The 23,379-nt window shown below is 46.3% G+C and carries 19 protein-coding genes and 1 pseudogene; 10 read left to right on the plus strand and 10 right to left on the minus strand.

Features of this window, described 5'->3' with window-relative positions:
- Positions 1–132 precede the first annotated feature (132 nt).
- Entirely contained in the window at positions 133–2,550 is a 2,418-nt protein-coding gene (locus BQ5453_RS09715) for a TonB-dependent receptor (RefSeq protein WP_143033363.1), read from the plus strand.
- A 505-nt stretch (positions 2,551–3,055) separates the two neighbouring features.
- Here BQ5453_RS09715 and BQ5453_RS09720 read toward each other — a convergent pair.
- Positions 3,056–4,522, minus strand: coding sequence for a Do family serine endopeptidase (locus BQ5453_RS09720; RefSeq protein WP_071123071.1), 1,467 nt, complete (start codon positions 4,520–4,522; stop codon positions 3,056–3,058).
- Positions 4,523–4,804: 282 nt separating this feature from the next.
- Complete coding sequence (locus BQ5453_RS09725; protein WP_071123072.1) at positions 4,805–5,101, minus strand: nitrous oxide-stimulated promoter family protein; 297 nt, start codon at positions 5,099–5,101, stop codon at positions 4,805–4,807.
- A 212-nt stretch (positions 5,102–5,313) separates the two neighbouring features.
- Between BQ5453_RS09725 and thrS the strand changes: the two genes are divergently transcribed.
- Positions 5,314–7,257: a threonine--tRNA ligase gene (gene thrS, locus BQ5453_RS09735; protein ID WP_071123074.1), complete on the plus strand. Its 1,944-nt coding sequence runs from the start codon at positions 5,314–5,316 to the stop codon at positions 7,255–7,257.
- Between the two features lie 1,119 nt (positions 7,258–8,376).
- On the opposite strand, the pseudogene BQ5453_RS09740 reads toward thrS, so the two are convergent.
- Together BQ5453_RS09740 and BQ5453_RS14170 are read right to left on the minus strand one after the other, a co-directional pair.
- A pseudogene (locus BQ5453_RS09740) lies at positions 8,377–9,176 on the minus strand (KilA-N domain-containing protein).
- A 5-nt stretch (positions 9,177–9,181) separates the two neighbouring features.
- The gene (locus BQ5453_RS14170; RefSeq protein WP_022102592.1) at positions 9,182–9,319 is read right to left on the minus strand and encodes a hypothetical protein; all 138 of its coding nucleotides are present in this window, start codon (positions 9,317–9,319) and stop codon (positions 9,182–9,184) included.
- Between the two features lie 498 nt (positions 9,320–9,817).
- Here BQ5453_RS14170 and infC point away from each other — a divergent pair, with 498 nt between their 5' ends.
- From infC to rplT, 3 genes are all read left to right on the plus strand, one after another.
- The gene (infC, locus tag BQ5453_RS09745) at positions 9,818–10,507 is read left to right on the plus strand and encodes a translation initiation factor IF-3 (protein WP_071123075.1); all 690 of its coding nucleotides are present in this window, start codon (positions 9,818–9,820) and stop codon (positions 10,505–10,507) included.
- Between the two features lie 104 nt (positions 10,508–10,611).
- Positions 10,612–10,809, plus strand: a complete 198-nt coding sequence (gene rpmI / locus BQ5453_RS09750) for a 50S ribosomal protein L35 (RefSeq protein WP_022102595.1) — start codon at positions 10,612–10,614, stop codon at positions 10,807–10,809.
- 153 nt (positions 10,810–10,962) lie between these two features.
- Complete coding sequence (rplT, locus tag BQ5453_RS09755) at positions 10,963–11,307, plus strand: 50S ribosomal protein L20 (RefSeq protein ID WP_022102596.1); 345 nt, start codon at positions 10,963–10,965, stop codon at positions 11,305–11,307.
- A 502-nt stretch (positions 11,308–11,809) separates the two neighbouring features.
- Here the strand turns inward: rplT and BQ5453_RS09760 are convergent.
- Both BQ5453_RS09760 and BQ5453_RS09765 read right to left on the minus strand, forming a co-directional pair.
- Entirely contained in the window at positions 11,810–12,130 is a 321-nt protein-coding gene (locus BQ5453_RS09760; protein ID WP_071123076.1) for a hypothetical protein, read from the minus strand.
- A gap of 254 nt (positions 12,131–12,384) precedes the next feature.
- Positions 12,385–13,089, minus strand: a complete 705-nt coding sequence (locus BQ5453_RS09765; RefSeq protein ID WP_235860072.1) for an HAD family hydrolase — start codon at positions 13,087–13,089, stop codon at positions 12,385–12,387.
- Between the two features lie 68 nt (positions 13,090–13,157).
- Between BQ5453_RS09765 and BQ5453_RS09770 the strand changes: the two genes are divergently transcribed.
- The 3 genes from BQ5453_RS09770 to nudC all read left to right on the plus strand — a co-directional run bounded on the left by BQ5453_RS09770 (position 13,158) and on the right by nudC (position 16,316).
- Positions 13,158–13,535, plus strand: a complete 378-nt coding sequence (locus tag BQ5453_RS09770) for a VOC family protein (protein ID WP_071123077.1) — start codon at positions 13,158–13,160, stop codon at positions 13,533–13,535.
- 178 nt (positions 13,536–13,713) lie between these two features.
- Entirely contained in the window at positions 13,714–15,465 is a 1,752-nt protein-coding gene (locus tag BQ5453_RS09775) for a phospho-sugar mutase (RefSeq protein ID WP_071123078.1), read from the plus strand.
- A 95-nt stretch (positions 15,466–15,560) separates the two neighbouring features.
- Complete coding sequence (gene nudC, locus BQ5453_RS09780; protein ID WP_071123079.1) at positions 15,561–16,316, plus strand: NAD(+) diphosphatase; 756 nt, start codon at positions 15,561–15,563, stop codon at positions 16,314–16,316.
- A gap of 275 nt (positions 16,317–16,591) precedes the next feature.
- Here the strand turns inward: nudC and BQ5453_RS09785 are convergent, their stop codons facing one another.
- Positions 16,592–16,795: a PG1828 family lipoprotein gene (locus tag BQ5453_RS09785; RefSeq protein ID WP_071123609.1), complete on the minus strand. Its 204-nt coding sequence runs from the start codon at positions 16,793–16,795 to the stop codon at positions 16,592–16,594.
- Between the two features lie 430 nt (positions 16,796–17,225).
- Between BQ5453_RS09785 and BQ5453_RS09790 the strand changes: the two genes are divergently transcribed.
- Positions 17,226–17,984, plus strand: a complete 759-nt coding sequence (locus BQ5453_RS09790; RefSeq protein ID WP_071123080.1) for a hypothetical protein — start codon at positions 17,226–17,228, stop codon at positions 17,982–17,984.
- 295 nt (positions 17,985–18,279) lie between these two features.
- Here the strand turns inward: BQ5453_RS09790 and BQ5453_RS09795 are convergent, their stop codons facing one another.
- The 3 genes from BQ5453_RS09795 to BQ5453_RS09805 form a co-directional block, all read right to left on the minus strand.
- Positions 18,280–19,029 (minus strand): lysophospholipid acyltransferase family protein, encoded by a 750-nt coding sequence (locus BQ5453_RS09795; RefSeq protein WP_071123610.1) that lies wholly within the window; start codon positions 19,027–19,029, stop codon positions 18,280–18,282.
- Between the two features lie 56 nt (positions 19,030–19,085).
- Complete coding sequence (locus BQ5453_RS09800) at positions 19,086–20,426, minus strand: dihydroorotase (protein ID WP_071123081.1); 1,341 nt, start codon at positions 20,424–20,426, stop codon at positions 19,086–19,088.
- A 69-nt stretch (positions 20,427–20,495) separates the two neighbouring features.
- Positions 20,496–21,245 carry a polyprenol monophosphomannose synthase gene (locus BQ5453_RS09805; RefSeq protein WP_071123082.1) on the minus strand — a complete coding sequence of 250 codons (750 nt, stop codon included), beginning with the start codon at positions 21,243–21,245 and terminating at the stop codon, positions 20,496–20,498.
- Between the two features lie 234 nt (positions 21,246–21,479).
- On the opposite strand from BQ5453_RS09805, the gene BQ5453_RS09810 reads away from it, so the two are divergent.
- Positions 21,480–22,550: a TlpA disulfide reductase family protein gene (locus BQ5453_RS09810; protein WP_143033364.1), complete on the plus strand. Its 1,071-nt coding sequence runs from the start codon at positions 21,480–21,482 to the stop codon at positions 22,548–22,550.
- The last annotated feature ends 829 nt before the right edge of the window (positions 22,551–23,379 follow it).

Genomic DNA, 23,379 nt, shown 5'->3' on the forward strand with positions numbered 1-23,379 from the left:
ACATCGAAAGTTGCGCCGTTGAGTTTTAATAAGTAAGGTGTAGCAGATAGGCGAGATGTTGCAGGGTGGGAGAGGGTAAATCAACTCCCGATATTTGCAATAAACATGGAAATATGCCGTTATCATATTTATATGGCTTCAAACAAACAATACAACAAGATATTAAATAGCGTATGGCTGCTGTTGCTGTTTGCAATGGCGGCCACTAACGTATATGCCCAAAGGCGCACACGCGTGTTCGGTGTAATAAAAGATGACCAAGGGGCACCAATCGAATTGGCTTCGGTAAGGGCTGTGGGACAGAATGCGCTGACATTTACCAATTTGAAGGGCGAGTACAACTTGTGGTGTGCGTCAGAAGACAGTGTGCGCATAGTTTATTCAATGATAGGCTATGAAACACGCAAACGTTTGTTGCGTTCGCCGGGCGACTCTGTGCGTCTTGATGTCATGTTGCCACCTTTCGACTCGAACAACACACTTGGCACAGCTGTGGTGACGGGACAGGGAAGACAAACAACAACTACGCAGCGTATTACACAGCCTGATGCCAAACTTACTCCGTCAACCACAGGCAACGGGGTGGAGGAGATTATTGCCACGCAGGCCGGTGTGAGCACACACAACGAATTGTCGTCGCAGTATAATGTGCGTGGTGGTTCGTTTGACGAAAACTGCGTTTACCTTAATGGTATCGAGGTGTACCGTCCCATGTTGGTGCGTTCGGGGCAGCAGGAGGGGCTTTCTATCATCAACTCAGATATGGTGGAGAGTATCGGTTTTTCGTCGGGCGGCTTTGAGGCACGTTATGGTGACAAAATGTCGTCAGTGCTCGATATTACGTACAAGCACCCGGAGAATTTTGAGGCTACGGCACAGGCGTCAATGCTTGGTGCTGGCGCGTATGTGGGTTGGGGTAATAAAAAGGTGAGCTTGATGTCGTCGGTGCGTTACAAAACCACGCGATATCTGTTGGGGTCGACAGACACCAATGGCGAGTACCGCCCGAACTTTCTCGACTATCAGGCATTCTTTTCGTGGCGTCCCAATCGTCGGTGGTCATTTGATGTGTTGGGTAATATATCAGACAACCATTACAACTTTGTGCCGCACAACCGCGAAACGAAGTTTGGTACAATCAGCGAGGCTAAAACCTTTCTTGTGTATTTCGACGGTCAGGAAAAGGACTTTTTCAAAACCATGTTTGGAGCAGCAACTCTCACGCGTCATTTTAATCCAGATACCTATTTGGCCTTGCAGTTCTCAACTTATGCCACACAAGAGCATGAAACTTACGACATACAGGGGCAATATTGGCTGAATGAGGCCACGACTGCCGAGCAGTTGGGTGTCGGCACCTATTTGGAACACGCACGTAACCGCTTGAGGGCGCGTGTGATGAACACGGGTCTGCGTTTCCGTACCAAGTTGACCGGTCATACGCTGCAAGCAGGCTTTAACTGGACACGCGAGACTATTCATGACAATTCGCGTGAGTGGGAAATGCGCGATTCGATGGGCTATTCATTGCCATATAACCCCACAGCATTGAACCTCATTTACAGTTTGCGATCGAAGTCAGACATTACAACTTCGCGTATATCGCTTTTCGCACAGGACACTTGGCGCATACGTGCAAAGATTGGCTTGTTCAACCTTACGTATGGTGTACGTTTGAGTCATTGGGACTGGAATAAAGAAACGATAGTGTCGCCGCGTGTGTCGATGGGACTGTTGCCATCATTCTCCGACCATTGGACCTTCCGTTTTGCCACGGGCTTTTATTACCAGGCACCTTTTTACAAGGAGTTGAAGGATACGACGTTGACAAATGGCATTGCTACGGTTCAGCTCAATCGTGACATCAAATCGCAGCGTTCTATACATTTTGTGTTCGGTGCCGACTATTTGTTCAAGGTCGCCGGACGTCCGTTCAAGTTTACGGCTGAGGCTTATTACAAAGCCCTTTCGCACTTGATACCATACACGGTAGATAATGTGCGTGTGGTATATTATGGCCGTAATGAGTCGAGTGGTTATGCAGCAGGTGTTGACTTTAAGTTGTATGGCGAGTTTGTGCCCGGTACAGATTCGTGGCTTACTTTCTCGCTGATGCGTACCAAAGAAAAAATAGACGGCCTGTCTATTCCGCGTCCCACAGACCAAAGGTATAACGTGTCGTTGTTCTTTACCGATTATTTTCCGGGAACTACACGTTGGCGTTTCACGCTTAAAGCTGCTTTTGCCGATGGTTTGCCGTTTGGGCCTCCACGCAGTGACAAGTCGAAGCAAACGCTTCGTGCTCCTGCCTACAAACGTGTGGATATTGGCATGAGCTATCGTTTGTTGAACAATAGTGACCGTCACATACAGCGTGGCATGGGACGTCTGTTCAAAAACATCTGGCTCGGGTTGGATTGCTTCAACCTTTTGGGCATAGATAACGTCAATTCATACTATTGGGTGACAGATATTACTAACACCCAATATGCTGTGCCGAACTACTTGACTGGTCGCCAGATTAACGCGCGCTTGTCGTTCGACTTCTGATATGAGACTGCCAAAATACAACGCGAACGTTGGGGCTTATGAAAGAAATGCTAACAAATTGGACCGCTTAAAATCAAAATTGCGCTCCTAATGTAGCAAAAAGTAAGTAATAACGTAAATTTGTTTAGTGTTTACTTGGCTATGTAAAAATAAGGGGCTACTTTTGCACCGTTATCCTAAATACAATCTTTTTACCTTAAAGAACTAATACCTATCAAAAACATTCAAAAGCGACTCGTTGCGAAACGAGTCGCTTTGTTCGTAATAGGGGGGTAAGAGCTAAACGAGGCAACTTTTTAACCGATATAAACCGATTGTCAGGCTTGTCGAGATGCAATCATTTGCCGTACACCGTCAACAAAATCTGACAGCACGTTGATAATACACGACAAACAACAATAAAAAACGCTCCGCATGTGGCATCTATCTTGATGCACGTGCGGAGCGGTTGTGATTAGTACAGCCAAGCTCGGACGCTTGCAGTTATTTCAACCTTAATATGATGTTATTTCTTCGTGTTGCTCTTGTCCTTGTGGACGGCCTTGGTGTCAGCCAATTCAACAGCAAATGAACGATTGAGTCCAGTCTGAGTTTTGGCACGAATCCAAAGCACGCGGTCGCTGCTCATGTTTGCTTGTTTGGTTACCTCGTCAAAGTCGTCGGTAGTACGCATCTCACGATCATTAACCTTTGTGATTATCAAGCCTTTTGTTAATCCGGCCTCTTTCATCTTGCCTTCGCGAATAGCTGTGATCATCAAACCATAAGGCATGTTGAGTTCGCTCTTTTCACTGTCGGTAAGCGGACGCAAGCCCACCCCCATTGCCGTAATGTCAAGTGACTGAACTGCTACGGTAGTGCCTTGAACGTTGCGCAGCGTCAAGGTAGCAGAATGTTGTTTCTTGTCGCGCAGATAAGTAACTGTCACTTTGTCGCCAGGACGGTGATTGGTAAGCAACTCTTGCAGCTCGCCAAATTTCTCAATCTTCTTGCCGTCAACAGCTGTAATCACATCGCCTTCTTTCAGACCACCCTCGGCAGCGGCACCATCAGCGCTAACTTCCTTCACATAGATGCCATTTACGGTGCCAAGGTCAGGGTTCTTGCCCTTGTCCTTTTGCATGTCGATGTAGTTGCTTACGTCCATGCCAGAAATGCCAAGCAAGGCGCGCTGCACTGTGCCGTATTTGCGCAAGTCGTCAACCACCTTGTTCATGATAGAAGTAGGAATGGCAAAGCCGTAACCCGAGAACGAACCCGTTTGTGAGTAAAGCATGGCATTGATACCTACCAGCTCGCCCTTGGTGTTGACCAAGGCGCCGCCAGAGTTGCCAGGGTTGATGGCGGCATCAGTTTGAATGTAGCTGTCGATGCTGCCAGGTGTGGCATTCAGAGTGCGGGCTTTGGCGCTGACAATGCCAGCCGTAACGGTAGATGTCAGGCTGAACGGGTTGCCAATGGCCAAAACCCATTCGCCCAATTTAAGATTGTCAGAGTTGCCCACCTTGATGGCTTGCAAGCCTTTGGCTTCAATCTTGATAAGTGCCAGGTCGGTTGATTTATCGGTACCGATGATGCGTGCTTTGAACTCGCGGTTATCGTTCAGCTTCACGGTCATTTCTTCGGCATTCTCCACAACGTGGTTGTTTGTTACGATATAGCCGTCTTCAGTCAGAATGACACCGGAACCGGCTCCTACGCGTTTAGGAGTTTGTATGCGTTGGCGTTGCTGTCCATTGCCGTTGCCAAAAAAGTCGCCGAATCCGAAGAAGTCTTCAAATGGGTCAGAATATTGAATAGTCTGTGTCTTGCCACCTGTTACGACCTTGATGTATACTACAGAGTTAACTGCGCTCTCGGCAGCAACTGTAAGGTCAGCGGGGTTTGACGGAACTGCATTAGCAGCCATAGCGGGTGATTGGAGGCCCAAAGTCAAGGCCAGAACCCATAACGGAAGATATTTACGTGTCATATATCGAAATAGGTTGTTTGATTTTACTGACCGCGAATTTACGATATACGTCAATAGAGTGTATGCCATAGCACTTGCTTTTCGCCATTTTTTTGTCTCATTTAACACGAATACGCGCCTCAACCATATAAATTGTTAAGTAAAAATGCTTGAATAGCGCATTTAGTAACCCAGTTGCCCGTCATCGTCCACCTCGTCCTCCATATCAGCCGAAAACTTGACACGCTCGGCAAATGCGCCAGTGATGAGTGATGGCGTGATAATAGGTTTATACCATTTCGGTTAATGATTTAGCATATGCCGTATGGCGGCAATGGGGTGGTGCCATAGCATGCGAGGGCCCGCGTAGCGCATGACCGCGCACATCTTTTGTCGCATACAGGGCTTGTAGCAATGAACGGGGCATTTTTTGCAAGTATGCTTCTGGTTGCCAAATTTGCAGCGCTCGAGTCTAAGCTGGGCATAGTTGAGTAGCTCTTGACATTCTGCACAAAGCTGCTTGCTGTGATGCTTGCCATTGCAGTAGATTTTAATCATCTGTGCAACGGTTTGCTTTTCTCGTTCAATTCGTGTTGGCATATTATATATATGTATGTTGGTTGATGTTGCGGTGCAAAAGTATCATTATCATTCTGAAAATACTGCACAGGGCTTTATAAAATATGCAGTAAACTTTCTGCAAGTTAGGCTGCACCTCAGCAATGCAAGGCAAAAAATTGCCTTTTTGCTTTGCATTGCATTCGGTTTGCACTAACTTTGCCACCAATTAAGAACATACACCAAATAATGTTATGGTAAAAATAACTTTTCCTGATGGGTCTGTACGTGAGTATGAAAACGGCGTAACAGGTCTGCAAATAGCAGAAAGCATATCGCAGCGTTTGGCGCAAGATGTGCTTGCTTGCGGTGTGAATGGCGAAACGGTAGAACTCAATCGCCCAATTACCGAAGACGCTACTATCAATCTTTATAAATGGGACGATGAAGAGGGCAAGCACGCTTTCTGGCATACATCAGCCCACCTCATGGCCGAAGCCATGCAAGAGTTGTGGCCAGGCACCCAGTTTGGTATTGGTCCGGCTATCGAGAATGGTTTCTATTACGATGTGATGCCACCCGAAGGCGTAGTAATCGGTGAAGCCGATTTTGCCAAGATTGAAAAGAAGATGCAAGAACTCGCTCAAAAGAAAGAGTCTCTTGTACGTAAGGACATTTCAAAGGCCGACGCATTGAAGTTCTTTGCCGATCATGGCCAGACCTACAAAAACGAGTTGATTGAAGAACTCGAAGATGGTCATATCACAACTTACACACAGGGCAATTATACCGACCTTTGCCGTGGCCCGCACTTGATGAGCACTGCACCTATCAAGGCCATCAAGGTAACATCGGTAAGTTCGGCATATTGGCGTGGCGACGAAAAGCGTCCGATGATGACTCGTGTGTACGGCATCACCTTCCCCAAGAAGAAGATGCTCGATGAATATCTGCAGATGATAGAGGAAGCCAAGCGCCGTGACCACCGCAAAATTGGCAAGGAAATGGAACTCTTCATGTTCTCTGACCTCGTGGGTAAGGGCTTGCCAATGTGGTTGCCTAAGGGAACACAGCTCCGTTTGCGCTTGGAAGATTTCTTGAAGAAAATACAAAAGCGTTATGGTTATCAGCAGGTTATGACACCTCATATCGGTTCAAAGAACCTTTATGTAACTTCAGGTCACTATGCAAAGTATGGCAAGGATTCTTTCCAACCCATTCACACACCTGAAGAGGGTGAGGAATACATGCTCAAACCTATGAACTGTCCTCACCACTGTGCAGTTTTTGCATGGCGTCCACGCTCATACAAGGAATTGCCCTTCCGTTGTGCAGAGTTTGGTACGGTATACCGCTACGAGCAGAGTGGTGAGCTTCACGGATTGACGCGTGTACGTGGCTTTACTCAAGACGATGCACACATCTTCTGTGCACCCGAGCAAGTAAAGGACGAGTTCCTTCGTGTGATGGACATCATCATGATTATTTTCAAGGCTCTGAATTTTGACAAATTCGAGGCACAGATCTCACTCCGTGACAAGGTGCATCGCGAGAAATACATCGGTTCAGAAGAAAATTGGGAACGTGCCGAACAAGCCATTATCGAGGCTTGCAAGGAAAAAGGACTGCCCGCACACATCGAATACGGCGAAGCTGCATTCTATGGTCCTAAACTCGACTTTATGGTGAAGGACGCTCTTGGACGTCGTTGGCAGTTGGGTACCATTCAGGTTGACTACAACCTGCCCGAACGCTTCCAGTTGGAATACACTGGTGCAGACAACCAAAAGCACCGTCCTGTAATGATTCACCGTGCGCCGTTCGGTTCTATGGAACGTTTCGTGGCTGTGCTTATCGAGCACACTGCCGGCAAGTTCCCCTTGTGGCTTACTCCCGACCAGGTGGCTGTGCTGCCTATTTCAGACAAGTTCAACGATTACGCACATAAGGTGAGCGAAGAACTCAATGCACAGGACGTGCGTGCATACGTTGACGACCGTTCGGAGAAGATTGGTCGTAAGATTCGTGACAACGAAATGAAGCATGTGCCTTATCTGCTCGTAGTGGGCGAGAAAGAGGCTGCCAACGGCACTGTAGCTGTGCGTAAGCAAGGCGAAGGCGACCAAGGCGTTCTCTCTATTGCCGACTTTGCAAAGAAGGTGAATGATGAAGTAAAGGAAATGACCGAGAAATTCTAATCAAAATTCAGAGGTTCATAAGCCATTTCACATAACAACCACATGGCATAAGGTGTGCCGTTTACGTATTGTTCAAAACGTAAACGGCACACTTTTTTGTGTTACAAATTGTGGTGTGCGTGCATACAAGTATTCTGCACTTTAGTCTCGTCGTCAAGCCTCCTCTACATAGTTTTTTGAATTTTGTCTGCACTCTGCACTTTTCGTCTTAAAGTGCTGATAATCAATTATCTTACGAGTGTAGACAAAAGTACATTTTGTCTGCACTTTGTCTGCACTGCTTGCATTTTTTTGTCTGCACTATCTGCACTTTTTGTCTGCACTGCTTGCATTTTTGTCTACACTATCTGCACTTTTGTCTGCACTGTCTGCACGGCTGCCAGCATAGTGGCATCTTGTCTGTATAGATTAGAGTTGTCGGTGCAGGCAGTTCGTTGTTACGGTTGTGCGAGGTAGGCGTTTCATTTGGAGTAATAGATAGTACGGCCTCCCGTAATCGTTCTTATTTGTGGCGGCATGGTAAAACCTACTTGTGCAAAGTGTGATAAGTTGTGCATGAAGTGTTATAGTGCGTGTTGTAGTGCAGACAGGTGTGTAGATGATTTTCAGGGTTGTCTACACACTTCAAATATCTGATAATCAAACGTTTATGTGTGAAAAGTGCAGAGTGCAGACAAAACGGCTAAAACCCAATATATGGGGTAGGGTGATAACCGTAGCTTGTCTACACTTGTTTGCATAGCTTGCTCGCTCCTTTGGGTCTGGACGCAAAAACAGCGTTTCCTGCACCATTCCGAATGGAGTAATACAAGAAACGCTGTTTCAGCTGTATTCTAATAATGAATTATACAATCTTAATGCCACAAACCTCCCCCGATACATTGCATGTCTCTGTTGACACGGTTTCTTGCATTATGCGCTATAGATTTGACACATTGTATAATGTTTCGTTAGATTGCTGCACAATCCTTCGGGTTGATTTGTTGGGAGTATAGGTCGCCCACGATTTTGTATCTACGAGATAATACAAATCCCCAAGTGTTGCATACCCTCCAGTCTTGCGAAGCGTGTCTATCACTTGCTGTACCTGTGTATATTTCTGTTGTGCCATAATCAATTTTACTTTAATAAGTTTCTACCTCCTGTACCTTCGAGAATTCTCATTTGTTGGATAGCAATCTGATTCAGTTTAATGAGCCGTTCTGATTGTGGCATTCCATCGTTGATAAACACAGCATTTAGATTCTCCATATTTGATAGGCAGATAAGCTCGTTGATGCTTGCGTAATCACGAATGTTGCCTTTCTTGTCTGGATTCTGCTCACGCCATTGCCTTGCCGTCATACCAAACATGGCTATGTTGAGAACATCGGCTTCGTCGGCATACTTCATAGCTGCTTGTTCACGTGTCACCTCGTTTGGAATAAGATTTTCCTTAATTGCATCTGTGTGAATACGATATTTATCTTTGACAATTCACGTTTGGCAGACCACGCCAATTGCTTCTGCTCGTCAGCTTTAAGACGTTGATACTCTTTTACTAATAAAAGTTGGAATCGAGGACTTATCCACATTCCAAAATGATAGGCAATGTCACGATGGGCATATGTTCCACCATATCGACCAGCTTTTGCCATAATGCCAATTGCGCCTGTTCTTTGAATCCAAGCTTTCACAGAAAGTACGAAGTTGTTGCTTCCTGCTGCATTTTTAATTGTATCGAATTCGGTACAATTAAAATTCGGATTATATAGTATTTCCCATTCGCCGAGATATTCTATTGTACTTTTGAGACTCAACCATCTGAAAATTACGTGCTCCTGCATTTGGCTATGTGCCATATCAGTCAAAGAGATATAATCCTCGCTTTGCACACTAACAACAGATATTTCTGCATTTTCAACTTTTATCTTAGCCATAATCCTTAGTCTTTAGTTGCCACAAATCTGTATGTAACATTTGCCAAATTATCAAAGTCCGCTGTGAGTTTTGCTTCCAGTTGTTCGATGAACTGTTCTTTACCGCCGACCCATTTGATGAATGTTTTTGCTTTTGTATTCATATTATTCTTAATTGTCTATTCTCGAATTTGAACTGCTAAGTTATAAAAAATGACGTATTTTCCAGAGTTTTATTGTGCAAAAGTACACTTATCTTGCGTGAAGGTACGAAAGTGCATATAGACGTATTGGCACCTTTTTAGAGTGGTTTCATAACTAAAATCTTCCGCCCCCTTTTTTCTGGGGGTGGAAAATTTTGCCTTATGACGGAGTTGGCTCTTGCTTGCTGAATTTACGTGTTTGTAAGGGGACTTCAAGCATTTTCTCTATGCCAGCCTTTGCTATAAAGACAAAGGTAAAGGCCTTATTTTGTAACGACGTGATGAAAAATACGTGTAAAAAACATAGTTATGCTTTGATATTCAAAAAAGAAGGTGTAAATTTGCAGCCGATAAAAACTAAAATAAAAGAAAGTTGAAAGTCTACAAGGATACGTGGCGCGTGAAAAATCGCTCGTTCACTTGTCAACTCGTAAACTTATAAACTCAAATACTCATTTAATGCCAGCACCGCAGAAGAATAATCGCCGCGACCGCAATAACAACAAGCCACAGCATCGCATTAACGAACAGATACGTTGCCGCGAGGTACGTATTGTAGGTGATGATGTAGAATCTGAAGTAATGCCCACGCGTCAGGCCATTCAGCTTGCGCAGCAAAAGGGTGTTGACCTCGTAGAGATCTCCCCCAATGCTGTTCCGCCTGTATGTCGCTTGATCAACTATTCAAAGTTCCTCTATCAGCAGAAAAAGCGCCAGAAGGAGCTCAAGGCCAAGCAGGTTAAAATAGAGGTGAAGGAAATTCGCTTCGGACCGCAAACTGATGAGCATGATTACAACTTTAAGTTGAAGCATGCCAAGGAGTTCTTGTCTGAGGGTGACAAGGTAAAGGCTTATGTATTCTTCCGTGGCCGTTCTATATTGTTCAAGGAACAGGGCGAGGTGCTTCTGCTCCGTTTTGCCAATGACCTTGAAGAATATGGCAAGGTCGAACAAATGCCTGTGCTTGAGGGTAAGCGCATGATACTTTTTATCGCGCCCAAAAAGACTGCAGCCCCCAAGAAGGTTGAGGCTGTGGCCGACGCCAGTGAGGCTCAGGAAGAACAGACTCCAAAGCCTGTAAAGAAGGCTCCTCAGGTGAAGGCCAAGAAAGAGTATACTGGTCCTTTTGTTGAGGGCGAGGATTTCTAATCTTTGCGCTCGGGTAAAAGAAGCAATAACTGAATAGCTCGCGCGCTACGTTCGGTATCTCACGTAGCCGCAGTGATATATTAACAATAAAACAACAAAAGAAAATGCCAAAAGTAAAGACTAATTCTGGTGCAAAGAAGCGTTTCGCTCTCACTGGAACGGGTAAGATCAAAAGACGTCATGCTTACCACAGTCACATTCTGACTAAGAAGACTAAGAAGCAGAAGCGTAACCTTGACCACGTAGCTATCATCGACAGCACTAACCGCCGTCAGGTTCGCGAACTCCTCTGCCTCCGTTAATCCTCTTAGCGGGTTTAACTGTAAAGGAGCAATCCAAACCTTTTAATCTTTCACATTAAAGTCTAACCGGATGTTCAGCTTCCAAGTTCGTCTGTCATGCAACTAAAAATATAATGTGGCAGCCGACGCTAACTTCCAAAATGTAACAACAAAATGCCAAGATCAGTAAATCACGTAGCTTCAAGAGCTAAGCGTAAGAGAATTCTCAAACTCACTCGCGGTTACTATGGTGCCCGCAAGAATGTTTGGACCGTAGCCAAGAATACTTGGGAAAAGGGTCTGACTTATGCCTTCCGCGACCGTCGTAACAAAAAGCGCAATTTCCGTGCTTTGTGGATTCAGCGTATCAACGCTGCAGCTCGTCTCGAAGGTCTTTCTTACTCACAGCTCATGGGTGGTTTGCACAAGGCTGGTATCGAGATCAACCGTAAGGTGCTCGCCGACCTCGCTGTAAACAATCCTCAGGCTTTCAAGGCCATCGTAGCTAAGGCTAAGTAATTAGTGCCGATAAGCACATTACAGCTCAATACGAAAAGTATAACGGGAGAATGCACGTAAGTGCTTCTCCCGTTTTTTCAATATATGCAGGTGTTTTGCAGGGTGACAATGGCCCCCTCTTTATAGCATGAGTTTTATTGCCATCTGGTAAAACGTAGACATGCGAACGCACTCAAGCACTAAGCGCTACCACTAAACGCTAACTCTAATGGGGGCGACGCGTCCCGCGTCGGGAATAAAGGCAAAGGCTCACAGGCAGAAGTGTAATTACTGCTGTCTGTGAGCCTTTATTTAGTGTATAAACATTGCATTTTCCCGACGCGGGACGCGTCGCCCCCATTAGAGGTAGCGTTAAGTGCTTGAGTCTGTTCGCATGTTAACGTTCCGTTTCACCGGACAGCGAACACCAAGTATGAACGCCTATTTATTACAGGCCCGGGTTTGCTCTCCAACATTTAAGATGAGTGCATACCCGGGCCTGTGATGTGTTGTGATAGTAAAGTTATGCGCCGTCGTCGTGAATGGCTTGTGTAATGCCCGACTGCTTGACCATAATGCAGAAGCACATAAAGAAGAGGGCGCGCCAGCCCAGATTGATGTTGAAGGGCATGAGCGTAAGCACGCTTGCAATCTGTGCATACGACACGTAAACGGTTTGTTCTGATGTCAGTTTAATGCCCATGATGTCGGCGTAGCATTTCTTTAGTGTCTGTATGGCGCTTGTGCGCTTAAGCCATTGTGTGAGAGTGGCAAGCGTGAGCAGATTGATGAGTTTCCACTCGGGATTGGCTGCGTTGTGAAGTGTCAAATTGTTCTTTTGCATGGCTGTGTATTTTGTGAGTTGTTTTATGTAGCAGCTCGTTGGAAAGTGAGCTTAGGCTGCTTTCAAAATCGTGATGCAAAGGAACGTATGAAATGTGACAGTCTACGACAATGGCGAATTTATATGTTAATTTAGTTGTTTTTGCTGCGTTTTTCTGCGTTGTAAGGCGCGATTTTACTGTTTTGCTGCCATTACGAGCCTATTTTGCAGCGTGTCAGTCTGTATAATTTGTATTGTGATAGGCAGTTGCCTGTTCATACAAGTTTGAGTAATTCGGCAGGTTGGTTGATAAAATGTGTGTCGCGTTGTAGTGGTAGTGAGCGCAGAAAGTCCTCGTCTCTGAACCCCCAGGTGACCAAGGCACATGGCAGTCCGGCATTTTTGGCTGTTTCAAGGTCAACTTCGGAGTCGCCAACGTATATGGCATGGTCGGCCGTAGTGCCTAAATCGTGCATGGCTTTAAGCACTGCGTCGGGGTTGGGCTTGCGGCGCACGGTTTTGCTTTCGCCCACGGCGGAGTCAATGTATCCTTTGAAAAAGCGCTCGGCCAGTTCTTGCACAGCGGGGTCCAGCTTGTTCGATACGATGGCCATTTTTATTTGCTTTGATTTGAGTGTTTCAAGCAGTTGCATGATGCCGGGGTAGGGGCGTGTGGTGTCCAGGCAGTGTGCCACATAATGTGTGCGGAATGTTTGGAACACCGTTTCAAAATCATCACCCGTTACGGCATTGTCGACGGCGTTTGTCATCAAATATCTGATGCCGTTTCCCAAAAAACGTCGAATGTCTTTGATGGAACGTTCTTTCAGTCGGTGTGTACGCAGCGCGTAGTTCACGCTGTTTGCAAGGTTGTCCAATGTGTCAAGCAGTGTGCCGTCCAAATCAAAGATAATGGTGTCAAGCATAATGATGTAGTTTTTAGTTTTGTGCTGTTGCAAAATTACTGCTAAATTATTCATGCGCCACTTTGTTTGCAGAGTTTTTTTCGTACCTTTGTAAACAAACCAAAGTATCAATTCAGACTGCAATGGAAGTAACAGCTAAATTTGATCATTTCAACATCAATGTGCTCGATTTGAAGCGCAGCATAGAGTTTTATGGCAAGGCACTTGGTCTTAAGCCTTGTGGTGAGATTGAAGGGCCGGACGGTGCGTTCAAAATCGTGTATTTGAAAAACGAATTGAGTGATTTCAAGTTAGAACTCACTTGGTTGCGTGACCGCAAAGACCCCTATGAACTGGGTGACAATGAATCGCACATTTGCCTGCGTGTGCCTGGTGATTATGATGCGGTGCGTGCTTATCATAAAGAAATGGGGTGCGTGTGCTTCGAGAACGAAGAGATGGGACTCTATTTCATTAACGATCCTGATGACTATTGGATTGAAGTGCTGCCTATGAAGTAGTGCTTGGGCAGGATTAGTAATACAGGTTCAATTTTTATTTTGTAAGTAGGTGGGCGCAGCTTTTGCGCAGAAGGTACTTTTGTGGTATAACACTTGAAGCCTACTCGTCGTAATAATAGCAAACAAAAAATGGCGGCATGGCAGCAGCCGGCCGCTTGTTTATGCAAATATTTCAATTATGGATAATCAGCTTGTAGCTCAGTGTGAGCAGGTGGCAAAGCAGTGGATTGATTCTGACTGCTACGATGCCGAGACCAAGAAGGCCGTAAAGGCCATGGTAGAAAATTCAGACAAGACCGAACTTATCGATTCTTTTTACAAAACGCTTGAGTTTGGTACTGGTGGTTTGCGTGGCATTATGGGCCCTGGAACAAACCGTATGAACATCTATACTGTTGGTGCAGCCACACAAGGCTTGTCAAACTACCTTAATATCAATTTCAAGGACCGCGATGAAATTAGCGTGGTTGTAGGACACGACTGCCGTAATAACAGCCGCTTGTTTGCCGAAACTGCTGCCAACATATTCTCAGCAAATGGCATCAAGGTGTATTTGTTTGAGGACATGCGTCCAACCCCCGAAATGTCGTTTGCCATACGTCACCTTGGTTGTCAGAGCGGTATCATTTTGACCGCCAGCCACAATCCGAAGGAGTATAATGGCTATAAGGCTTATTGGGACGATGGCGCGCAGGTGCTTGCTCCACACGATAAGGGCATCATTGCCGAGGTGAATAAGGTGAAGGTTGAGGATATCAAGTTTGAGGGCAATCCGGCACTCATCCAGATTATTGGCAAGGAAATTGACCAGATTTATCTTGACAAGGTACACACATTGAGCATTGACCCCGAGGCTATCAAGCGCCAAAAGGACTTGAAGATTGTGTATACGCCGTTGCATGGTACGGGCATGATGCTTATTCCGGATTCGTTGAAGCTTTGGGGCTTTGAGAATGTGCATTGCGTGCCCGAGCAAATGGTGAAGGATGGCAATTTCCCCACAGTGAAGAGTCCTAACCCCGAAAATGGCGAGGCTCTTACAATGGCACTTGATTTGGCTAAGCGCATCGATGCTGATATAGTGATGGCTTCGGACCCTGATGCCGACCGCGTGGGCATGGCTTGCAAGAACGATAAGGGCGAGTGGGTGCTGATTGATGGTAACCAGACTTGCATGATATTCCTTTATTATATCATCATGAACCGCAAGGCTCAAGGCAAGATGCAGCCTAATGACTTTGTTGTAAAGACGATTGTGACCACTGAACTTATTAAGGCTATTGCAGACAAAAATAATATTAAGATGTTTGACTGCTACACAGGCTTCAAGTGGATTGCACGTTTAATTCGTCTGAACGAAGGCAAATTGCAGTATATTGGCGGTGGTGAAGAGAGCTACGGTTTCTTGGCCGAGGACTTCTGCCGCGACAAGGACGCTGTATCGGCTTGCTCGCTGCTTGCTGAAATTTGCGCTTGGGCAAAGGATCAGGGCAAAACGCTGTACGATGTGCTCATGGAGATATACTTGGAATACGGCTTGGCAGTAAACAAAACCATCAATGTGGTTAAGCCTGGCAAGACTGGTGCCGACGAAATAAAGGCTATGATGGAAAACTTCCGTGTTAACCGTCCTGCCGAAATAGCTGGTTCGCGCGTGGTGTGCACCAAGGATTACGAGGCATTGAAGGAGTTTGATGCTGATGGCACAGAGAAAGCACTTGATGCCGTTGACTTCCCCGAGCCAAGCAATGTGTTGCAGTGGTATACTGAAGATGGCACCAAGGTGAGCGTTCGTCCTTCGGGTACTGAACCTAAGATCAAGTTCTATGTTGAAGTAAAGGGCACAATGCAATGTCCGAAGTGCTATGCGGGCGCTGTGGCTGATGCACACGAAAAGATTGAGGCTGTAAAGAAGAGCCTTGGTTTGTAATATTATTGGATTAGAATAAACAAGCTTATGAGGCGGGCTATTCATTGTGATGATGAACAGGCCCGCCTCTTGCTATTAACTTAAATGGTATATTAATGAATTACTATTTTTTGTTTTGTCAGGACGAATTGTTGTTGACGTCGGGCGGTGATGTGCCATTGCGGGACGAGTCGCCAATACGCTTGGAGGCGTGGCAACATTTGCATCATTTGCCCGATTTGAATGGTCATGCTTGTTTTACAGCGCGACTTGACACGCCCGTGCTTGGCGACGAATGGCAGATGGTACCCTTGCGTGCCTCGTTTGATGTGTTGCCGGCATCGCTCTACAATATGGCGGGTAAGGCGCGTGAAATATTGTATTGGGACCAAACCACAAAGTTTTGTGGGGTGTGTGGCGCGCCTATGAAATTACATACCGACATATCAAAGCGTTGTACAAATTGTGGCAAGGAGGTGTGGCCGGCACTGGCTACAGCCATTATTGTGGCTGTTACGCGTCATGATAATCAGGAGATATTGTTGGTGCAAAGCAACAAGTTCAAAAAGGATTATCTTGGGCTTGTGGCCGGATTCGTAGAAACCGGTGAAACGCTTGAGGAGTGCTTGCATCGCGAAGTGTGGGAGGAAACCCACATAAAGGTGAAGAACATTCGCTATTTTGCGTCGCAGCCGTGGCCTTATCCTTGTGGACTGATGGTTGGCTTTATAGCTGAATATGACAGTGGCGACATACAGTTGCAGCGGTCTGAACTCAACAAGGGAGGGTGGTATTCGCGCGACAACATGCCGGCCATACCCGGCGAGGTGAGTTTGGCACGTCACCTGATAGATCATTGGCTTGCACAGTAGCGCATGCAACCAGCCGCTGTAGGGTGGTTCTTAAAACAGAATTTTTAGAACCACCCTATAATTCTGAACACCTATTTACCCTGTAATAGGGGGCTTACTGAAAAACTAATGGGGAGAATATGGTCATCGCACAATGCGTGAGTTTGCCATGTTCTCCCCTTGAGTTTGTATAGGTGCACAAAAAAACCTGCAACACGCGGTGTTACAGGTTTCAGTTTCTCTCGTTGTTGTAGCGAGTTCGCTTAGCTAAACTTCTTTAGTTAAGCAGCTGGCTCTCAAGCAGCCTGAGTTGAATCAGCAGTAGCAGCAGTTGAATCAACAGTAGCAGCTGAATCAGCGTTAGCTGAGTCGTTAGCAGTGCTGTCTACAACTGAAGAATCAGCAGTTGAATCAGCAGCAGCTGCGTCAGAAGTTTTGTTAACGCATGAAGCGAAAGAGATAGCTGCGAAAGCTACGAACATGAAAACTAACTTTTTCATTGTGTTTGTTAAAATTTTAAGTAAAACAATCAATTGCCTTTTTTAATCGATGCAAAGGTACGGACTTTTTCAATCCATGCAAACGTTTCGGCTGCTTTTTTCTCAAAAATGTTGTACAAATTGACATTATTTTATCTTGATGCGTTTCTTTGTAAAACGTAGTTGGCAAAAAGCATGCTATCTGTTACGACAGGCGGCAGTAGAATGGGCATTCATTGTGCAACTTTTGAGATAATGCGCACAGGTAATAGGCAGTTATGAGCGTTTTTCCTATCTTTACACAATCATATAGTTGAATTTATCTTTGTTTGAAGGAACATAGCGGGTTATGTGACCGAAAACAAAGGTGATAGATGCGCTAAAGCACTTACATTCCGTTTGGAGACAGCATCTGCGCATCGCATATAGTAATTTTGAACACTAACTTGCCATGTCAATCAATCATGTAAACGATTTGCGCCGGAGGGGGCACTGGCAGGCGGCACTTGATGCGGCGCTTGACAATTTGCACTTCATGGACACAGAATGGACCCAAATGTCGCTCTTTTGGGTTATATACGACATGTGTAAAATGGCTTTGGTTACGGACGGGGGTGGCGAGGTGGCGGCAAAATGTTTTGTGTGCATGAAGTATCTGTTGCGCACAATGATTGATGAGGAGGGCATAGGGCGCAAGTGTTATGACAATTTGCTGCTAAAGCACATGCCGCATGCTGCAGCGGTAGACTATGCGGAGCGCATATCCAAGACTCATCCAACTAAAGCTATGAGCATCGTACATGCCATGGAGTGTACGCCGCAAAATGTGCACCCTGTGTATCATGCCGCTTATGGCTGGGTTATATGCAGGTATTTGCGCCGGCAGGGATTTAAGGTTAGCGACGAAAGGGTGTCTGGCTTGCTTCGTGAATACATGCAGTTGCACAATCCGCGCCCGTCAACCTTGCATTCAATGATACTTGATTTCGTGTTGGATTATGCGTATGGTCATGCTTCGTTCAGATTTAATGAGTTCTTTGCGCAGTGGGGGGCTGAAAATTTGCGCTATGAAGATCATTTTGCTCCTGTTATATGCCGTGTGACCAAACCTTCGATTATGGCTCGCTTGCTAAGGATTGTTGAGCGTAGTGGTGACAAGGTTGCCTTGCAGTCGTTGCTTGACGGACTTTATGATTGGTGCGTATATTAAGTTGTGTGGCGTGTAATAAGTAGGTGTTCAAAATTATTTTATACAATCAGTAGATGTCATTTTCACATTGAAAGTGCATTATCGAGGCGCAGATGTGCCCTTTCAATGTAAAAATAATTTTGAACACCTACTTAGTTTGAGCCTCATAAACACCGAAAGAGCGCAATGGTCCATTTTGAAGCGCCATAATAAAAGGGCTTCATGTTGGACTATTGCGCTCTTTCGCGTATTTGTTAAATGTGTCTATTCTGCAAGTGTCATATGCTTACTCGTACACTTTATAGCGTGACGTCGGTCACTGGTCGTCATTCTTAACGTAACCTTGATATTTTTCGGGCAGTGCCGACATAATCACATTGTAAGCCTCATTCATAGTAGTTTTGATATCTTCGGGGCTGTGCGATGTGGGATATATGGGCTTGTGAATAACCAAACGCATGGCGTGCCGGTTGACAAAGTTGAGTCCGGCCATGCGGGTAAGCACATCAAAAGAACCGTCAATGGTAACAGGCACAACGGGCAGTTGCAGGTCGTCGGCCAGTTGGAATGCACCTTTTCTGAATATGCCCATGTGGCCGGTAAAGGAGCGTGCGCCCTCGGGAAACACTACGAGCGAGGTGCCTCCTTGTAGCGTGTGGCGTGCATTCTCAATGGTCTCTTTGATAGCTTTGGGGCCAGATTTGTCTACAAAGATGTGGCGTGCCTTTTCGCAGGCATATCCAACGAGTGGCATTTTGCGAAGAGCCTTTTTCATCATCCACTTAAAGTTGCGGTTCAGATAGCCATATATAAGGAATATGTCCATTGGCCCCTGGTGGTTGGCCACAAACACATAACTTTGGTTGTGGTCGATATTTTCGCGGCCCTCAACCTTGATGGGCAGTAGCAGCACACGGCAAATAAGGCGTGACCATATTTTTCCGGGGTAGTAGCCAAACACATGGGCGTTGAACAAACCGCCTATTATTGTAACTAAAGCAGTGATGACTGTGGCTACAAAAATGATGGGGAGTGCTATGCAGAGTTGATATATTTTGTACAGCATAATAAATAGGAGTGTAGTTTTTTGTTGCGTAGCTTTGCTTGTGTTGTATTCGATGGTTATCTGTTGTAGCATACAGCCTGCCCACGGAATTTCTCGTCCGTTACATGACCGCGGTTGAAGATGGGGAACCCATTGCAGAAGGTGCGTTCTACACGCCAATGGAAGGTGTGCCCTTCAAGCGGACTCCAGTTGCATTTGCTCTGAATGCGGTTCGGGGTGAGTGTCCATGGTCTGTGTGGGCGCACCATGACAATGTCGGCCTTATATCCTTCGCGCAGGTAGCCGCGGTTTTCAATTTGCAGCAAATCGGCCGGGTTGTGACACATCAGTTTTACAAGGCGTTCAAGGGTGAGCAAGCCTTTGTCAACAAGTTCGAGCATCGAAACCAGTGAAAATTGTACCATGGGCATGCCCGATGCCGCTTTTGCGCACCCTCCCATTTTGTCGGCCATGCAATGAGGTGCATGGTCGGTGCCAATGGTGTAGATTTTGCCTGACGACAGTGCGGCGCGCAGTGCATCGCGGTCGGCTTTGGTCTTGATGGCAGGGTTTACCTTGATGCGTGAGCCGAGTCGTGCATAGTCCTCGTCGCAGAATAGCAGGTGTCCCACACAAGCTTCGGCCGTAATAAGTGGGTCGTTGGGAGCGAAGAGCTCGAGTTCTTTTGCTGTTGACAAGTGTGCCACGTGCAAGCGTGCCCCATTCTCGCGGGCCAGGCGTACAGCCAGTGCCGTTGATTGGTAGCAAGCCTCTTCGCTGCGTATTTCGGGGTGGTGTTCCACGCTTGGGTCCGCACCATATTGTGCCTGTGCCGCCTTCATGTTTTCATTTATGATGGCAGAATTCTCGCAGTGAGTCATGATCAGCAGTTTGGCATTTTCAAAGATAGCCTTCAGGGCTATTTCGTTGTCAACCAGCATATTGCCAGTTGACGAACCCATGAAGAGTTTGATGCCGGCCACCTTGCGTGGATTAAGATGGGCCAGCTCGTAGGCGTTGCCAGCGGTGGCGCCAAAGAACAAGCCATAGTTGACTACACTCTTTGAAGCTGCAATTTTCCATTTCTCGTCAAATGCCTCTTGGGTGGTGGTTTGAGGCACGCAGTTGGGCATGTCAAAAATTGTAGTCACACCACCTGCCGCAGCAGCACGGCTTTCTGAGCAGAAATCGCCCTTTTGCGTCAGTCCGGGGTCGCGAAAGTGTACGTGGTCATCTATCACACCAGGTAGCACGTAGCAGCCGGTGCCGTCAATCGACTCGTCAACCGGAATGGTAGGTTCGGCATCATGGCCTTCAAGTATTTCGTCGATGCGGTCATCATCAATAACGAGCGTGCCAACAAACTGGCGGCCTTCGTTTATGATGGTAGCATTCTTAATTTGAGTTCTGAAGTGCATAGGTCTATATTTAACAATGTGCCAATGCGGTAAAACAATTTGTCGCATTGGCACATTATAGTTAGCAAGTTATTTCTTGGCTTTGATGCCTCCCGTCATGGCGGCCCATCGCAGGCGCATTACGCCGAACAATGCTTCGCTGAATATGCCACCGCTCATTTTGCTCGTGCCGAGTTCGCGGTTGACAAATACCACGGGCACCTCCTTGATTTTGAACCCGAGTTTGTAAGCCGTAAACTTCATTTCGATTTGGAAGGCATATCCCTTAAAGCGTATGGCGTCCAAGTCGATAGTTTCGAGCACTTTACGACGATAGCAAACAAATCCGGCTGTGGTGTCGTGCAAGGGCACCCCTGTAACTGTTCGCACATACTTTGAGGCGTAATAGCTCATGAGCACGCGTCCCATGGGCCAGTTTACCACATTGACACCGCTTACATAGCGTGAGCCAACCGACACGTCGTACCCATCTTTGGCACAAGCATTGTAGAGTCGGGGCAGGTCCTTAGGAGCGTGGCTGAAGTCGGCGTCCATCTCGAATATGTATTCGTAGCCGTGCTCCAAAGCCCATTTGAAACCGGCAATGTATGCTGTGCCAAGACCGAGTTTGCCAGTGCGTTGCACCAAGTGCAATTCGTGTTTGAACTCATTGGCCATCAAGCGTTTTACAATGTCTGCGGTGCCGTCGGGCGACCCGTCATCAATGACCAAAATGTGAAAGCCATGTTCGGACAGGCCGATTACGGCGCGTATGATATTCTCAATGTTTTCTTTTTCGTTGTAGGTAGGAATTATTACAACGCTGTCGCTCTTTTCCATTAACGTGTTTGAGTTTTAGGGTGGTTCTAAAAATTCTGTTTTTAGAGTTTTGCGATTCTGAAATGTGACTTGTACGCTATCGAAAGTGTCTTTTTGAAAGCACACAAATTCCTATTCCAGAATTATTAGAACCACCCTTTGTCCTTATTTCCGCTACAAAAGTAAGCATTTTGGCCGACATTGTTTATCTTTGCACAAGATAAATCGGCAAACAATCAATCTAAACACATAAAAATGAAACGAACAGTATTGGCGCTATGTGCGCTATTAGCCCTTCCAAGCATGGCTCAGAGATATACGGTCAGTGGTCAAGTTCCCAATGGTGTGAAGAAGGTGTATTTACAATTTATGGGCGCATCACCCCATATCGACAGCACGACGGTCAGCAATGGCCAGTTCCGTTTTGAAGGCGATGCCAATGGCAATATCTTTGCAATGGCCACTTATAATAAAAGCGAAGGCGTTAACGTGGTGCTCGAAGGCAATGTGAAGGTAGATTTTACCAGCGAAAAGGCTACGGGCAATGCCGAGAATGAAGGCATGAGCGCATGGGCTGCCAAGTTCGATGTGCCGATGCGCAAAATCATCAAACTTGGTGACGAGTACCGTGCCATGCGCGCCTCAGGCAAGCAAATACCCGACAGTGTGTTAGATCGTTTTGAAAAAGTTAATGAAGAGTGCACCGAGCAACTGGTAGCCTTGACCAAGCAGTGTTGCACTGAAAACAAGCAGTTCAAGTTTCCGGCATTCTTCCTGTGGCGGGTAAGTCCCATCATGGAGCAGGAAGACGTGATAGCTTTGGCCGAAAATAGCAATTCTGCTTATATGAGCACGAAGTTAAGTGATGACATAAAGCACAAAGTTCAAGCGTGGAAACGTCAGGCTGTAGGTACCATGTTTACCGACCTCGAGATGGCCGATGTTGATGGCAAAACACACAAACTGTCAGAGTATGTGGGCAAGGGAAAATATGTGCTCGTCGACTTTTGGGCTTCGTGGTGCGGTCCTTGCCGTCAGTCAATGCCTGCGTTGAAAGCACTTTACAACAAGTATAAAGACAAGGGCTTTGATGTGGTGGGCTTGTCATTCGATGGTGATAAGGCTGCGTGGGTAAATGCCATCAAAAAACTTGATTTGCCATGGCACCACCTGTCCGACCTCAAGGGTTGGGATTGTGTGGCCGGCAAGGTTTATGGCATCACAGCCATACCTGCCACATTGCTCATAGGTCCCGATGGCAAAATCGTGGCCAGTGGGGTTGGCGTGTCAAAGGTCGAAGAGAAACTGGCTGAATTGCTCAAGTAATTTCGACAGTGCCAACGCGTAGGCGGAATTAGCAAACAAGTTGACGGGGTCCTCCCCAATAAACAATATTATGTAAAATGGTGTGCCAAGGCTCTTATATGTAGGGCCTTGGCACACTCTTTCCTGACTTCATCACTTTCCTGCGCCATCACAAAACGCTACCACTAATGGGGGCGACGCGTCCCGCGTCGGGCATTAAAGCAAGGGCTCATACACTGAACACAAAAGCTCAGCACTAATTACATGCCTGTCTGTGAACCTTTGCTTTGATGCCCGACGCGGGACGCGTCGCCCCCATTAGTGGTAGCGTTTTGTGCTTGCGTTTTGTGCTTGTGTTTTGTGGTAGCGATTAGTGCTTGCGTTTAGTGGTAGCGGGGCCTTTACCATACTACAAAAACTTTACTTACCGAGTATCTTACATCTTACACTAACACATCGTAAATCATTGACCTTCAACGCTTTACTTAGTGTAAGATGCTACAAATTCCACTTACACACAACCTACACAACCCACACGCTGCCACACGGCACAAGCACGGGAGGAAGACATCACGGCATAGGGGGTCAGAAAAGTCTGTTGCTCCGACAGTTTTCTCTACGTCCCTATGCCGTATTATCTACTGCACACGTCCAAATTGGCTGCGCGGCAGCGGAGTGAGGTGTGTAAGATGTATGTAGGGGCGTGTAAGATACTTTGAAATCATCTTACACTCTTGAAAACTCTGTGTATCAGCTTGTTACGCACAAAAAGTGTAAGATGGCAGTAAAAGCACACACATTCATTTATATGTAGGTAGGCGGGAAGGGGAGCAAATATTTGTGTACAAAT

It is taken from the genome of Prevotellamassilia timonensis, from assembly GCF_900106785.1.
In the GTDB taxonomy this organism is placed as follows: Bacteria; Bacteroidota; Bacteroidia; order Bacteroidales; family Bacteroidaceae; genus Alloprevotella; species Alloprevotella timonensis.